This window comes from Streptomyces sp. NPDC001828, from assembly GCF_042892175.1.
GTDB lineage: Bacteria > Actinomycetota > Actinomycetes > Streptomycetales > Streptomycetaceae > Streptomyces.
Genome location: NZ_JBIATV010000006.1, coordinates 17,191 through 31,137 on the forward strand (window position 1 = coordinate 17,191; position 13,947 = coordinate 31,137).

Here is a 13,947-nt window from a genome sequence, read left to right on the forward strand (position 1 = left end):
TGCCCGGCACGGGGTTCGTGCCGGGCCCGCGCCCGCCCGCGCCCGGGGGACCGGCCCGGGCGGCCGGGTGCGTACGGATAGATTGGAGGCGTGCTCATTCGTCACTCCCGCCTCCGTAACCTCGCCATCGGCGCCGCACCGGTCGTCGCGCTGCTCGCCGTCGCCTGCTTCGCGCCGCTGCCGTTCGCGGTGGCGCAGCCGGGGCCGACCGCGAACGTGCTCGGGAACGACGAGGGCAAGCCGGTGATCACCATCTCCGGCGCGCCCACCCGCCCCACTACCGGGCAGCTGCGGATGACCACCATCGTGGCCACCGGACCCAAGGCCGACGTCGGGATCTCCGACGTCGTCGACGGCTGGTTCCGCACCGACCGGGCCGTGATGCCGCGCGATTCGGTCTATCCGGGCGGCGGCAGCGAGAAGGAGATCTCCGCCCACAACCAGGCCCAGATGAAGCAGTCGCAGGACGCCGCCTCCGTCGCGGCCCTCGGCTACCTCGGTCTGAGCCCCGACAAGGTCAAGGTCGATCTGCACCTCGCCGACGTCGGCGGCCCGAGCGCGGGGCTGCTCTTCACGCTCGGCATCATCGACAAGCTGAACGGCGACGGCTCCGGCGGCGACCTCACCGGCGGCCGCACCATCGCCGGTACGGGGACGATCAGCGACGGCGGGGACGTCGGCGCGGTCGGCGGGGTCGCGCTCAAGACACAGGCCGCGGCCCGGGACGGGGCGACCGTCTTCCTCGTGCCGGAGGCCGAGTGCTCGGACGCCAAGTCGGAGCTGCCCAAGGGGCTGCGCCTGATCCCCGTGACTACGCTGAAGGGTGCGGTGTCCGCGCTCCAGGCGCTGCGGAAGGGCGACCCGGTTCCGTCCTGCTGACGGCTCCCGCGTCCATGTCCTTCCAGGCCGGGAGGACCAGCGGGCTCAGCGTCGCGAGCAGGTACACCCCGCCGACCGCGAGCAGCGCGCCGCGCAGGCCCGCGCCCTGCACCAGGAGGCCCGCGGCGAGCCCGCCGAGCGGCATCGCCAGTTCGCAGCCGGCCGTGAGCACCCCGGCGACCCGGCTGCGCAGCACGTCCGGCACCTTCTCGTAGATCACCGTCGTCAGGATCGGGTTGAGCGCGCCGCCGGCGAGCCCCGCCACCACCATCGTGACCGCGAGCGGCGGGGTGGTGCCGGTGAGCGCTGCCACCGCGTACCGGGGCGCCCCGCACAGGAGCACGCAGACGGTGAAGACCGTCCGGCGCCCGAAGCGGTGGCCGACCAGGCCGTACAGGAGCGCGCCGCACAGGCCGCCGGCCGCGGACAGGGCGGCGAGCAGGCCGAGCTGGGACGCCCCGCCCAGCTCCCGCTCGGCGTGGACCGGGAGCAGTACCGAGGTCCAGCCCTGGTCGGTGCCGTTCATCAGCATCACCATCGTGACCACCGCGAGGAGCAGCCGGTTGCGCGCCAAGTAGGCGTATCCCTCGCGCAGTTCGGCCCGGTAGGTGCGCAACGAGACCGGTGGCGCGTCGCGCTGCGGCCGGGCCTCGCGGACCCCGCGCAGGCCGGTCGCGACGAGCGCCGCCGAGACGGCGAAGGTGGCGCCGTCGACGAGCAGGACGTTGCCGGCGCCGGTCAGCGCGATGAGTACGCCGGCCAGGGCCGCGCCGGTCATCCTGGCTCCCCGCGACACGGCGTCGTAGACGCTGGCGGCGCGGGCCAGGGTCGTGCCGGAGCGGCGGGCCAGATCGGGCAGCAGGACGTAGCGGGCGGAGACGCCCGGGGTGTGGGCGAGCCCGCCGAGCGCCATCAGGGCGCACAGGAGCCAGAACGCGAGCAGTCCGGCGTGGTGCAGCAGCGGGATCGCGGCGACCGCGAGCCCGCACACCACGTCGGAGCCCACCGAGACCCGGCGGCGCCCCACGCGGTCGATGACCGGGCCGCCGATCAGCGCCGAGACGACGATCGGCAGCGTCGCGCAGAAGGCGACCACCCCGGCCCGGCCCGCGCTGCCCGTGGTCTGGAGGACGAACCACGGCACCCCGATCAGGGTGAGTGAACTGCCGCTCGCCGAAACGGCGTTGGCGGCGAGCACGGCCACCAGCGGCCGCCTGTCGCGGCGCCCCGGTCCTTCGCGGTGCCGCGCCCTCTCGTGGTGTCCCGGTCCTTCGCGGTGTCCCCCCGGCCCGCTCACGCGAGGCGGGTTCGCCGGTGGGGTGCCTGCTGGGTCAGGCGGAGGCCCAACTCGACGAGGATCCAGCCCAGTTGTATGCGCAGCCGGTGCTCACGGGGGAGTGCGGTGCGGGCCTCGTCCGCCAGTTCGGCGGCGCGCTGGTGGTGCAGCAGGAGATGGGTGTCGCTGTGCATGGCGCGAGTCCCTTCGGCCGGGGCGGGTTCAGCGGGGCGGGGTGGAGCGCGGGAAGGAGTGCAGATGGACGCGGACCTGGGCGGCGTCGCCGGCCTCCGCCGGGTCCGGCGCGAGGGTGCGGTAGGTCTCGATGACGGCGTGCAACTTGGCGTTCAGCTCGCTGAGTTGGGTTACCGTCAGGTCCAGTGTGAAGTCGCTCAGGTCGCCGCTCGTGGCCCAGGGCTCGGGCCAGTCGCGCATGGTGGCGAGCCAGGTCGAGAGCTCCTGGGTGTGGATGCCGGCGATCTCGTGCAGGAACAGATTGGCCGCGCCCCGCACCTCCGGATCGCTGCTGGTGTGCAGGTCGTCGGCGAACGACGTGCCGTTGTGTGCCGCCTTCCACCAGCGTTCGCGGCCCTTGCCGCGCCCCGGGTCGTCCTCGACGAAGCCGTGTGTGGCGAGCTGGCGCAGGTGGTAGCTGGTCGCGCCGCTCGACTCCCCGAGCCGCTCGCCCAGTTGGGAGGCGGTGGCCGGTCCGTCGTGCCGAAGCGACTTCAGGATCCGGATCCGCAGGGGGTGGGCGAGTCCGCGCAGGGAGCGCGCGTCGAGGATGCGCTCCCCGGCCGCGTTCACGGCGAACGGGGCGGCCGGTGCGGGCGACGGGTCGTCGGACGGCTCGTGCTCGTTGTTCTCGGGCATGGTCCAAAGATAGCTATGCAAAGAGAGCCTTGCAACGCTTTCTTTGCATCGACTTCTTGGCAACCCGTGCCCCGCCGCCCTCGCCCTCCTTCGGCGACCCCGGCCGCCCCCGCCGGCCGCTTCCGGCGCCCGCCCCCCGGGCTCGCCTCACCCCTTCTTGATGAACCCCTCCTTGACCAGCCAGTCGAGCGCCACGTCGTGCGGGTCCTGGCCGTCCACGTCGACCTTGGCGTTGAGGTCCCGGGCCACCTGCGTCGTCAGCTTGGCGCTGAGCGGGTTCAACAGGCCCGCGATCGCCGGGTACTTGTCGTACGTCCTGCTGTGCAGCTCGGGCGCCGCGTTGTAGTTGGGGAAGAAGTGCTTGTCGTCCTCCAGGGTCGCCAGGTTCATCGCCTTGATGCGGCCGTCGGTCGTGAACACCTCTCCGAGCAGGCACGAGCTGGACTTGGACACCTGGGTGTAGATGATCCCGGCGTCCATCTTCTGGATGTTGGAGGCGGGGATCGACATCCCGTACGCCTTCTCCATGCCGGGCAGCCCGTCCTCGCGCGAGGCGAACTCGTTCTCCACGCAGATCGTCACCGCCGAGGGATCCCGCTTCGACAGCGCGGCCACGTCCGACATCGTCCTGAGGTGGTACTTGGCGTTGTTGGCCTGGCTGATGCCGAGCGAGTACGTGTTGTTGAGGGTCGACTGGGGCAGCCAGGTCACGCCGTTCCTCAGGTCGGCGTCCCGCACCGCCCGCCACTGCGCCTGCGGGTCGACGATCGGCCTGCTGTTGCCCAGATAGGTGATCCACGCCGTGCCGGTGTACTCGTACATGGCGTCCGCGTCGCCCTTCACGATGGCCTCGCGGGCGCTGATCGAGCCGGGCAGGTTGGTGCGGTCGAGGACCTCGGCGCCGGCCGCCTTGAAGACCAGGCCGACCATCTGGCCCAGAATGATGTTCTCGCTGAAGTTCTTCGACGTGACCGTCAGGGAGGCTCCTTTGAGGGGCAGGCCCTGGCCGACCGAGCCGGGCAGCACGTCGTCCACCAGCGGCGAGCCGGACTTGAGCCCGCAGCCGGCCAGCGCGGCGAGCAGCGCGAGCGCGCCCCCGGCGGCGGCCAGTGCCGTACGCGGGTGTCGCATCACTCCGCCTCCAGTCCGCGCGGGGTCAGCGCCAGTTCGGCCAGCGAGGCCAGCCAGTCCACGAGCAGGGCGAGCGACACCGTCAGGATCGAGCCGAGCACCAGGACCGGCATGCGCTGGGTCTGGATGCCCGAGGTGATCAGGTCGCCGAGGCCGCCTCCGCCGCCGAAGGTGGCGAGCGTGGCGGTGCCGACGTTCAGGACGAGCGCGGTGCGCACCCCCGCGAGGATCAGCGGTACCGCGAGCGGCAGTTCGACCTTGCCCAGGGTGCCGGGCGCCGACATGCCGATGCCCCGGGCCGCCTCGACGAGCTGGGGGTCGATCGCCTTCAGGCCGGCCACCGTGTTGGAGAGGACCGGAAGGACCGCGTAGATCACCATGCCGACGACGGCGGTGCCCGGGCCGATGCCGAGCCAGATGACCAGCAGGGCGAGCAGGCCGATGGCCGGGGTGGCCTGGCCGATGTTGGCGAGCGCGGTGACCGGCGCGGCCGCCCGGCTCACCCCGCGCCGGGTCAGCGCGATGCCCAGCGGGATCGCGATGATCAGCACCCAGAACGTGGAGATGGCGGTCAGCTTCACGTGCTGCCACAGGCGCAGCTGGACGTTGCCGTTGTCGAGCGAGTTCCTCGCGATCGCGTCCAGATGGACGTGGGTGATCCAGAAGTAGGTGAGGAGGAGGACCACCGCGAGCACGGCCGGCAGGAAGACCAGCTTCTGCCAGGTGATCCGGCGGGCCGGCCTTCCGGGCGCCGGGCTCGCCGCGTCCTCGGGCTCCGCGAGCGGGTCGGCCAGCGGATCGGACAGCTCGTCGCGGAAGGCGTGTCCCTTGACCTCGTGCTCGCCCGGCGGGCGCTCGGCGGGGGCGGGGCTCCTGGGCGTCATGACTTCTCCGCACCGCCCTCCAGCTCCTGTTCGGTCTGGTGGTGGCGGAGCTCCGCGAGGTCGTGCTGGTGCTCGATGGCGGCGAGCCGGTCGGCCTCCAGGAGCTCGTGCACGGAGTTCATCAGCGTCTCCATGTCGACGACGCCGATGTACTCGCCGCGCCGGCCGGTCACCGCGACCCGGCCGCCGGAGTCGATGAGTACGGCCTCCAGGGCGTCGTGCAGCGTGGCGTCCCGGGTCACCGTGTCGTGCACCATCTGCCCGGCCCGCGCCAGCGAACCCTTGGCGCGCATCAGGTCGCCGCGCCGCAGCCACTTGTAGGGGCGGTTCCTGCGGTCCAGCATGAGCAGCTCGTTGTGCGGGCCGCTGCGCAGCTTGTTGAAGATCGACTGGAGCGGGTCGTCGACGGTGACCGTGGGGAACTCGGCCATCTCCACGTCCCGTACGCGGGTGAGGTTGAGCCGCTTGAGGGCGGCGCCCGCGCCCACGAACCCGGAGACGAAGTCGTCGGCCGGGTTGGTGAGGATGGCCTCCGGGGTGTCGAACTGGGCGATGTGCGAGCGTTCGCGCAGCACCGCGATCCGGTCGCCGAGCTTGATCGCCTCGTCGAAGTCGTGGGTGACGAAGACGATCGTCTTGTGCAGCTCGTGCTGGAGGCGGATCAGCTCGTCCTGGAGGTGGTCCCGGGTGATCGGGTCGACCGCGCCGAACGGCTCGTCCATCAGGAGCACCGGCGGATCGGCGGCCAACGCCCTTGCCACGCCCACCCGTTGCTGCTGCCCGCCGGAGAGCTGGCGCGGATAGCGGCCGTGGAACTCGCGCGGGTCGAGCCCGACCAGGTCGAGCATCTCCTCCACCCGGTCCTTCACCCTCGACTTGGACCAGCCGACCATCTTGGGTACGAGCGCGATGTTCTCGGCGACCGTCATGTGCGGGAAGAGCCCGGACGACTGGATGGCGTAGCCGACCTTGCGGCGCAGCTTCACCGGGTCGATGTCGGTGACGTCCTCGTCGTTGATCCGGATGCGGCCCGATGTCGGTTCGATCAGCCGGTTGATCATCTTGAGCGTGGTCGACTTGCCGCAGCCCGAGGGGCCCACGAAGACGACGGTCTCGCCCGCCTTGATCTCCATGGTGACGCTGTCCACCGACGGGTCGGGGTTGCCCGCGTACCGCTTGGTGAGGTTCTCCAGCTGGATCGAGGCGCCGGAGGTGGAGGTCCCCTCCGGTGCGGGGGCGGCCCCGGACCGTTCGTGCTCGGATCGCTCAGACACGGATCCCCCTCGGGATGGTGAGTCGGCCGATCAGGACGTACGCCGCGTCGAAGAGCAGGGCGAGCACCACGATGCCGAGGGTGCCGGCGAGCACCTCGTTGATGGCGTTGGCGCTGCCCAGCGAGGCGATGCCGCGGAAGATCTCGTTGCCGAGCCCGGGGCCCGAGGCGTACGCCGCGATGGCCGCGATGCCCATCAGCATCTGTGTGGAGACCCGGATGCCGGTCAGGATCGGCGGCCAGGCCAGCGGAAGTTCGACCCGCAGCATGCGGGCGGCCCGCGACATCCCGATGCCCTTGGCCGCGTCCACGAGGGCGGGGTCCACACCGCGCAGGCCGACGATCGAGTTGCGGACGATCGGCAGCAGCCCGTACAGCGTCAGGGTCACCACGGTGGGGGCCACGCCGAGGCCGACCAGCGGGATCAGCAGGCCGATCATGGCGAGCGAGGGGATCGTGAGGATCGTGGACGTGGTGGTGATGGCCAGTCCCGCTCCCCAGCCGCTGCGATAGCTCACCACCCCGATGAGAACGCCGAGCACGGTAGCGATCACCATGCACTGGAACACCGCGCTGGCGTGCTGGAAGGCGTCGGTGAGCAGCTGTTGGTGTCTGCTGGACACGAAGTCCCAGAAGCCCATGCGCGCTCACCCCTGTCGGTCGCCGGTCAGCCGCCGCCGGGTGCGGAGTCCTGTGCCGCCTGCTCCACCAGCGGGATGATCCGCAGCGGGACCGGGTTCTCCATGACGATCGCCGTGGCGGCCCGGACGATGCCATCAAAACCGACAACCCGGTCGATCACACGTTGGAGATCGGCGTTGGAGCGGGCCACCAGGCGGCACAGCATGTCGCCCTGGCCGGTGGTGGTGTGCAGCTCCAGGACCTCGGGCACGGACGCCAAGTGGGCCCGTACGTCGGCCCCCTGGCCCTGTTTGATCTCCAGGGTCGCGAAGGCGGTGACCGGGTAGCCGAGCGCCGCCGGGTCGACGTCGGGGCCGAGGCCCCGGATGACTCCATTCGACTGAAGGCGGTCGAGCCGCGCCTGGACCGTGCCGCGCGCGACCCCGAGCCGGCGGGACGCCTCCAGGACGCCGATCCGCGGTTCCCTTGCGAGCAGCACGATCAGACGCCCGTCCAAATGATCGATCGACATGGCCGCCTCCGGATGGTCATCGTGTACAGAACGCCCCCTGATACTGCCCATTCACTGCACACATTGACCAGTGAAAACGCGAACTATTGCGCAGCTTGCCGGACAGCGAGACTCTGCGGCCATGGCAGACAACTCGATGATCATCGATCCCGCCCCCGAAACCGCGCGGCAGGCCGACCCCTTCCCGGTGAGGGGCATGGACGCGGTCGTCTTCGCCGTGGGCAACGCCAAGCAGGCGGCGCACTACTACTCGACGGCCTTCGGCATGAAGCTGGTCGCCTACTCCGGACCGGAGAACGGCAGCCGCGAGACCGCCAGCTACGTGCTGACCAGCGGCGCCGCCCGCTTCGTCTTCACCTCCGTCATCAAGCCCACCACCGACCGGGGCCGCTTCCTGGCCGAGCACGTCGCCGAGCACGGCGACGGCGTGGTGGACCTCGCCATCGAGGTGCCGGACGCGCGCGCCGCGTACAAGTACGCCACCGAGCACGGCGCCACCGGCATCGAGGAGCCGCACGAGGTCGGCGACGAGCACGGCACCGTCGTCCTCGCCGCGATCGCCACGTACGGCAAGACCCGGCACACCCTGGTCGAGCGGACCGGCTACACCGGCCCCTACCTGCCCGGCTTCGTCGAGGCCGCGCCGATGGTGGAGACGCCCAAGAGGTTCTTCCAGGCGATCGACCACTGCGTCGGCAACGTCGAGCTCGGCAAGATGAACGAGTGGGTGGCGTTCTACAACAACGTCATGGGCTTCACGAACATGAAGGAGTTCGTGGGCGACGACATCGCCACCGAGTACTCCGCGCTCATGTCGAAGGTCGTCGCCGACGGCACCCTCAAGGTGAAGTTCCCGCTCAACGAGCCGGCCATCGCCAAGAAGAAGTCGCAGATCGACGAGTACCTGGAGTTCTACGGCGGCCCCGGCGTCCAGCACATCGCGCTCGCCACCAACGACATCGTCGCCTCGGTGCGGGCCATGCGCGCGGCCGGCGTCCAGTTCCTGGACACCCCCGACTCGTACTACGACACCCTCGGCGAGTGGGCCGGCGAGACCCGGGTGCCGGTCGAGACGCTGCGCGAGCTGAAGATCCTGGTCGACCGCGACGAGGACGGCTATCTGCTCCAGATCTTCACCAAGCCGGTCCAGGACCGACCCACCGTCTTCTTCGAGATGATCGAGCGGCACGGTTCGATGGGCTTCGGCAAGGGCAACTTCAAGGCCCTGTTCGAGGCGATCGAGCGCGAGCAGGAGCGTCGCGGCAACCTCTGACCTGCAACGCACCACGTCCGTACGGTAATTGAGTTACCGTCACTAGTCTCCGGCCCCACGGACCTGACCCGTGGGGCCGGGGCCGTTCCGGCCCTGCCCACCCCGCTGTCGCGGTGCGTTCAGCCGCGCCGCGAGGGCTTGGCGGGGCGGGGCCGTGCCGGGCGCTTGGAGCCCTGGCTCGACGACTGGCCCGACGACGAGTCCGCCGACGCGGAACCGCCGCCGCCCCCGCCGCCCCCGGAGCCCGACTGCGCGGCGGACGCCACATGGCCGTACATGTCCCTCGGCCCGCCGTCCGCCGGCTCGCCCAGCGCCGCGAGCGCCTCGGCCGCCTTCGGCGCGAGCACCGGGGAGAACTGCGGGTTGGTGCGCAGCGCGTCCTGCAGGTGGCGCCGGGCCGCGCCCGACTGGCCCAACTCCCGCTCGATGGTGGCCTGGTGGTAGGAGAACAGCGCGCTGCGCACCCCCGAGTCGGTGGCCTTGCGCACGTGCGCGAGGCCCTCCTCCGGCTCGCCCGCCCGGTACATCGCCCAGCCGAGCGCGTCCTCGGCCGCCGCGCTCGGATGGGCCCTCCACTCGGCTTCGAGCCGGTCGACCGCCGCGTGCGCGGCCCCGTGGTCGGCCTCGAACCGGCCGAGCACCAGGGCGTCGTCCACGCCGTTGGACTCGTCCCGCGCGGCCCGCTCGCGCAGCTTGTCGAACCAGGCGCGCGCATCGCCGTCCAGGCCCTGCGACTCGTACAACTCGCCCAGTTCCAGCAGGTATTCGGGCCGGGGGAGCAGCGCGACCGCCGCCAGGTAGTCCCGCTGGGCGTCCGCCTTGCGGCCCAGCGCCACCTTGGCCCTTGCCCGGCCCGCGAGGGCCGCGTGCGCCCCCGGATCGGTGCGCAGGGCCGCCTCGTAGTGGGCGAGGGCCGCGTCCGGCTCGCCCCGCTCCCACGCCAGGTCGCCCGCCGAGACCAGGGCGGCCGCCTTCTGCGCGGGCGAGGCGGCGTGTGCGACCGCCTCGTCCAGGGCCACCAGCGCGTCCTCGCGCCAGCCGTGCTGCCGGTAGACCTCGGCGGCCTGGGTCAACGCGGCCGAGCCGGCGCGCAGTTCGAGCAGTTGCTCCACCGCCTTGGCGGCCGCCTTGGGGTCGCCGAGCCCGTTGTACGCCTCGATCAGCGGGGGGTAGAGGGTCCAGCGGTCCGCCTTGCGGGCGCGTACGGATTCGGCCAGGGTGCGCGCGGCCGCGTAGTCGTGCCGGGCGTTGGCGAGGGCCGCGAGGCCAGTCTCCGCGTCGAGGTTGTCCTTCGGGCGCACCTGGAGCGAGCGCTTCAGCGCCCACTCGGCGCGCGGATAGAACGAGGAGTCGGCGCCCCGCACACCCCGCTCCAGATAGGCGGAGCCGAGCACCGTCCACGACGCCTCGTCGTTGGGGTGGCCGCGCACCCAGGCGGCGCGTTCGGTGATCAGGGCCGTCACATCGGCCACCGAAGCGGGCGCACCGCCCGTCACCGCCGTCAGGGCCCGGGCCGCCGGGCCCGGCGCGGGCGGCGGGGCCTTGGGGCCCCGGCCGTCCGGCATGATCAGCACCACGCCCCCGATCAGCACGCCCGCCGCGAGGGCCACCAGGACGGCCCGCCTCAGGGCCACCCGGGGCCTGGACCGCTGCGCGGTCCGCTGGGCCGCGGCCGCGGTCGACTGCCACGCCGCCCGCCGAGCCGCGTCCGCATCGTGTTCGGTCTTCGCGATCTCCATGGCGCTCACTGTGCGTCAATACGAAGACCACACCGGCCCCGCCCGCCCGACCGGGGAAAGGGTTCACACCGATGGCCCCGGGTGCCAGGCTGAAGACATGGACGATCTTCTCGAACGGCTGCGCGAGCACCTCCCGGCGGACGCCGTCATCACCGACCCCGACATCACCGCCTCCTACGCCCACGACATGGCGAGCTTCTGCGCGGCGGGCAGTCCGGCCGTGGTGGTGCTGCCCCGCACCGTCGAGGAGGTGCGGCACGTGATGCGCACGGCGACCGCGCTGCGGGTGCCCGTCGTGCCGCAGGGCGCGCGCACCGGCCTGTCCGGCGCGGCCAACGCCAGCGACGGCTGCATCGTGCTGTCCCTGGTCAAGATGGACCGCATCCTGGAGATCAACCCGGTCGACCGGGTCGCGGTCGTCGAACCCGGCGTCGTCAACGCCGTGCTGTCCCGCGCGGTCCACGAACACGGGCTCTACTACCCGCCGGATCCCTCCAGTTGGGAGATGTGCACCATCGGCGGGAACATCGGCACCGCGTCCGGCGGCCTGTGCTGCGTGAAGTACGGGGTGACCGCCGAGTACGTCCTCGGCCTGGAGGTCGTGCTCGCCGACGGGCGGCTCATGAGCACCGGCCGGCGCACCGCCAAGGGCGTCGCCGGGTACGACCTGACCCGGCTCTTCGTGGGCTCCGAGGGCAGCCTCGGCATCGTTGTCAAGGCGGTGCTCGCGCTGCGGCCCTCGCCGCCGCCCCAGCTCGCGCTCGCCGCCGAGTTCGCCTCCGCCGCGGCCGCCTGCGACGCGGTCGTACGGATCATGGAGCGCGGGCACGCGCCCTCGCTGCTCGAACTCATGGACCGCACCACCATCCAGGCCGTCAACCGCATGGCGAACATGGGTCTTCCCGACACCACCGAGGCGCTGCTGCTCGCCGCCTTCGACTCGCCGGACCCGGCCGCCGACCTCGCCGCCGTCGGCGAGCTGTGCACCGCCGCCGGCGCGACCCAGGTCGTCCCGGCCGAGGACGTCGCCGAGTCCGAACTGCTGCTCCAGGCAAGGCGGTTGTCGCTCACCGCCCTTGAAACGATCAAATCGGCCACGATGATCGACGACGTGTGCGTTCCGCGGTCGAAGCTCGCCGCGATGCTCGAAGGCACCTCGGCGATCGCCGCCAAGTACGAGCTGACCATCGGCGTCTGCGCCCACGCGGGCGACGGCAACACCCACCCGGTGGTCTGCTTCGACGCCGCCGACGAGGACGAGTCGCGGCGCGCCCGCGAGTCGTTCGACGAGATCATGGCGCTCGGTCTGGAGCTGGGCGGCACCATCACCGGCGAACACGGCGTCGGCGTACTGAAGAAGGAGTGGCTGGCCCGCGAACTGGGCCCGGTGGGCATCGAGATGCAGCGCGCCGTGAAGCACGCCTTCGACCCGCTGGGTCTGCTGAATCCCGGCAAGCTGTTCTGAGCCCGACAGCTCACGGCCCGGCCCCGCGGGCCCCCTCCGCGCACGCCCGCCCGCCTCACACTCCCTCCTCCGGCCGCGACTCGTCGGAGGGCCAGGGGTCGCGCAGCCACAGCTCGTCGCAGCCGCCGGTGGTCGGCGCGAGCAGTTCGGCGAGGCCGTCGTCGATGCCGAGCTGCTCGCTCTCGGAACCCGGCGGCACCGCCCGCAGCGTCCGCTCCAGCCACGCCGAGACCTGGGCGGCGGGCGCTTCGAGCAGCGCGTCGCCGTCCGGCGAGCTGAGCGCCATCAGGACCACACTGCGGCCCTCCACCTTCGTCGGCCAGATCCGCACGTCCCCGTGCCCGCACGGCCGGAACACCCCCTCGACCAACAGCTCGCGCGCGAACGTCCAGTTCACCGGGGAGTCGGAGCCGATGTGGAAGGTGATGTGCACGGCGTACGGGTCGCCGGTGCGGTAGGTGAGCCGGGCCGGTACGGGGATGCTGCGCTCGGGCGACAGCACCAGCTTGAGCTCCAGTTCGCGTTCCACGACGGTGTGCATGGGGTCCCTCTTCTCTTCCCTGTACGCCCCGCTGCGAGGCTCGTACGTCTGCGTGCTGCGGTACGGGCCCGGTGCGGGCCGTACAGGGTGAGAGCGCGTTCCCCCGGGGTCATTACGCGACTTCGGGAAGTTTTTCTCAGCGGGCTTTCGCGACGGGCCCGGCCGCGGGTTCTCCTCAGGCCGCCCGGCCCGGCCTACGGCGGGCCCGAGCCGTTGAGCCAGCTCGCCCCGTACACGGCGGAGCCCAGCGCGAGCACGGCCACCACCGCCGCCGCCCGCGCGGCACGCACCCGGGACAGCGCGAGCGCCACCGGCAGCAGCAGCGGGAACGCGGGCAGCAGCAACCGGGGCTTGGACCCGAAGTAGCCCGATGAGCACAGCGCGAGGGCCATGACGATGCCGGTGTAGACGAGCAGCGGCAGCGGCTGACGCCCGCGCACACCGGCCCAGTACGTCCAGAGTGCGAGCGCGGTGCCCGCGATCAGGGCGACCCCGGCGAGCGCGACGGGCCAGCCCCCGAGGTGGTCCAGGATGAACTTCCCGTACGCGAGGCCCCCGTCGAACCCGTTGCCCCACTCCGCCTGCACATCGAGATAGGCGAACGGGTTCCCCCGTCGCGCCCCCACCCACAGGACGTAGCCGGCCGCACCGAGCGGCGCCAGCACCATCCCGGCGAGCATCCGCGCGTCCGGACGCCGGGTGCGCCGCGCCTCGACGACGGCCCCGGCCCACAGCGCGGCCGCGACCGCCAGCCCCACCGGCCGGGTGAGCCCCGCGAGCGAGGCGAGCACCCCCGCCTCCACCCAGCGCCGCCGCAGCACCGCGTACAGCGCCCAGGCGGCGAGCGCGGCGAAGAGGGCCTCGCTGTACGCCATCGACTGGACGATCCCGACCGGCATCGCCGCCCACAGCGCCACCAGGAGGAGCCCCGCCCGGTGCCCGTACAGGTGATGGCCCAGGAGGTACATCCCCCAGGCGCCGAGCAGTCCCGCGATCCCGCTGACGAGCAGCCCGGCGTCGCCGAGCCCGAGCGGGCTCACCGCCGCGACGGCCTGTTCCAGCCAGGGCAGCAGCGGGAAGAAGGCCATGTCCGACAGGACGCGGCCGTCGGGCGCGGCCAGCGTGAAGTCGTAGCCCGACTCGGCGACCCGCACGTACCAGAGCGAGTCCCAGCGCGCCGAGAGCAGCGCGTGGGCGTCGGAGCCGGCCAGGTGCGACCACAGGGCGAGGACCAGCAGGCCGAGCGCGCGGACCGCCGCGAACACCGCGACGGCCGACCAGGCCCGCCGGGTCGCGGGCGCCGCCGACGGGGCGCCGGTCGCCGGTTCGTCATGACCGGTTCGGCCAGGCCCCACGCGCATTCCCACTCACTTTCCTGACCGGCCGGGCACGTTACCGACCGGCCGGGCCGGGTGCACCAGTTCGATCGGCAACGACTGTACGCACTGGCGGGACCCCGC

At 72.1% G+C, this 13,947-nt stretch carries 14 protein-coding genes; 3 read left to right on the plus strand and 11 right to left on the minus strand.

Features of this window, described 5'->3' with window-relative positions:
• The first annotated feature begins 90 nt into the window (after positions 1 to 90).
• Positions 91 to 879 carry a S16 family serine protease gene (locus ACFYZA_RS18455; RefSeq protein ID WP_388491585.1) on the plus strand — a complete coding sequence of 263 codons (789 nt, stop codon included), beginning with the start codon at positions 91 to 93 and terminating at the stop codon, positions 877 to 879.
• Here the strand turns inward: ACFYZA_RS18455 and ACFYZA_RS18460 are convergent.
• The 8 genes from ACFYZA_RS18460 to ACFYZA_RS18495 form a co-directional block, all read right to left on the minus strand.
• On the minus strand, positions 812 to 2,083 hold the full coding sequence (locus ACFYZA_RS18460) for an MFS transporter (protein ID WP_388491588.1): 1,272 nt from the start codon (positions 2,081 to 2,083) through the stop codon (positions 812 to 814). The genes ACFYZA_RS18455 and ACFYZA_RS18460 overlap by 68 nt on opposite strands.
• 89 nt (positions 2,084 to 2,172) lie before the next feature.
• A complete protein-coding gene (locus tag ACFYZA_RS18465) occupies positions 2,173 to 2,349 on the minus strand; it encodes a hypothetical protein (protein ID WP_382592022.1) in 177 nt (58 codons plus the stop codon).
• 28 nt (positions 2,350 to 2,377) lie between these two features.
• Positions 2,378 to 3,028, minus strand: a complete 651-nt coding sequence (locus ACFYZA_RS18470) for an ArsR/SmtB family transcription factor (RefSeq protein WP_388491591.1) — start codon at positions 3,026 to 3,028, stop codon at positions 2,378 to 2,380.
• Between the two features lie 147 nt (positions 3,029 to 3,175).
• Positions 3,176 to 4,159: a glycine betaine ABC transporter substrate-binding protein gene (locus ACFYZA_RS18475; RefSeq protein ID WP_382592028.1), complete on the minus strand. Its 984-nt coding sequence runs from the start codon at positions 4,157 to 4,159 to the stop codon at positions 3,176 to 3,178.
• Positions 4,159 to 5,043, minus strand: a complete 885-nt coding sequence (locus tag ACFYZA_RS18480) for an ABC transporter permease (protein ID WP_388491594.1) — start codon at positions 5,041 to 5,043, stop codon at positions 4,159 to 4,161. The genes ACFYZA_RS18475 and ACFYZA_RS18480 overlap by 1 nt, the downstream gene beginning before the upstream one ends.
• Entirely contained in the window at positions 5,040 to 6,317 is a 1,278-nt protein-coding gene (locus tag ACFYZA_RS18485; protein WP_388491596.1) for an ABC transporter ATP-binding protein, read from the minus strand. The genes ACFYZA_RS18480 and ACFYZA_RS18485 overlap by 4 nt, the downstream gene beginning before the upstream one ends.
• Positions 6,310 to 6,957 carry an ABC transporter permease gene (locus tag ACFYZA_RS18490; protein WP_382592037.1) on the minus strand — a complete coding sequence of 216 codons (648 nt, stop codon included), beginning with the start codon at positions 6,955 to 6,957 and terminating at the stop codon, positions 6,310 to 6,312. The genes ACFYZA_RS18485 and ACFYZA_RS18490 overlap by 8 nt, the downstream gene beginning before the upstream one ends.
• Positions 6,958 to 6,983: 26 nt before the next feature.
• Complete coding sequence (locus ACFYZA_RS18495; protein ID WP_382592040.1) at positions 6,984 to 7,469, minus strand: Lrp/AsnC family transcriptional regulator; 486 nt, start codon at positions 7,467 to 7,469, stop codon at positions 6,984 to 6,986.
• Positions 7,470 to 7,605: 136 nt separating this feature from the next.
• Between ACFYZA_RS18495 and hppD the strand changes: the two genes are divergently transcribed.
• A complete protein-coding gene (gene hppD, locus ACFYZA_RS18500) occupies positions 7,606 to 8,742 on the plus strand; it encodes a 4-hydroxyphenylpyruvate dioxygenase (protein ID WP_388491983.1) in 1,137 nt (378 codons plus the stop codon).
• Positions 8,743 to 8,861: 119 nt separating this feature from the next.
• On the opposite strand, the gene ACFYZA_RS18505 is transcribed toward hppD, so the two are convergent.
• A complete protein-coding gene (locus ACFYZA_RS18505; protein ID WP_388491600.1) occupies positions 8,862 to 10,481 on the minus strand; it encodes a tetratricopeptide repeat protein in 1,620 nt (539 codons plus the stop codon).
• Positions 10,482 to 10,578: 97 nt separating this feature from the next.
• On the opposite strand from ACFYZA_RS18505, the gene ACFYZA_RS18510 reads away from it, so the two are divergent.
• Positions 10,579 to 11,946 (plus strand): FAD-binding oxidoreductase, encoded by a 1,368-nt coding sequence (locus tag ACFYZA_RS18510; RefSeq protein WP_382592046.1) that lies wholly within the window; start codon positions 10,579 to 10,581, stop codon positions 11,944 to 11,946.
• 55 nt (positions 11,947 to 12,001) lie between these two features.
• Here ACFYZA_RS18510 and ACFYZA_RS18515 read toward each other — a convergent pair whose 3' ends face one another.
• Both ACFYZA_RS18515 and ACFYZA_RS18520 read right to left on the minus strand, forming a co-directional pair.
• Positions 12,002 to 12,487, minus strand: coding sequence for an SsgA family sporulation/cell division regulator (locus ACFYZA_RS18515; RefSeq protein WP_388491603.1), 486 nt, complete (start codon positions 12,485 to 12,487; stop codon positions 12,002 to 12,004).
• A gap of 194 nt (positions 12,488 to 12,681) precedes the next feature.
• A complete protein-coding gene (locus ACFYZA_RS18520) occupies positions 12,682 to 13,848 on the minus strand; it encodes a hypothetical protein (protein WP_388491606.1) in 1,167 nt (388 codons plus the stop codon).
• Positions 13,849 to 13,947: the final 99 nt, after the last annotated feature.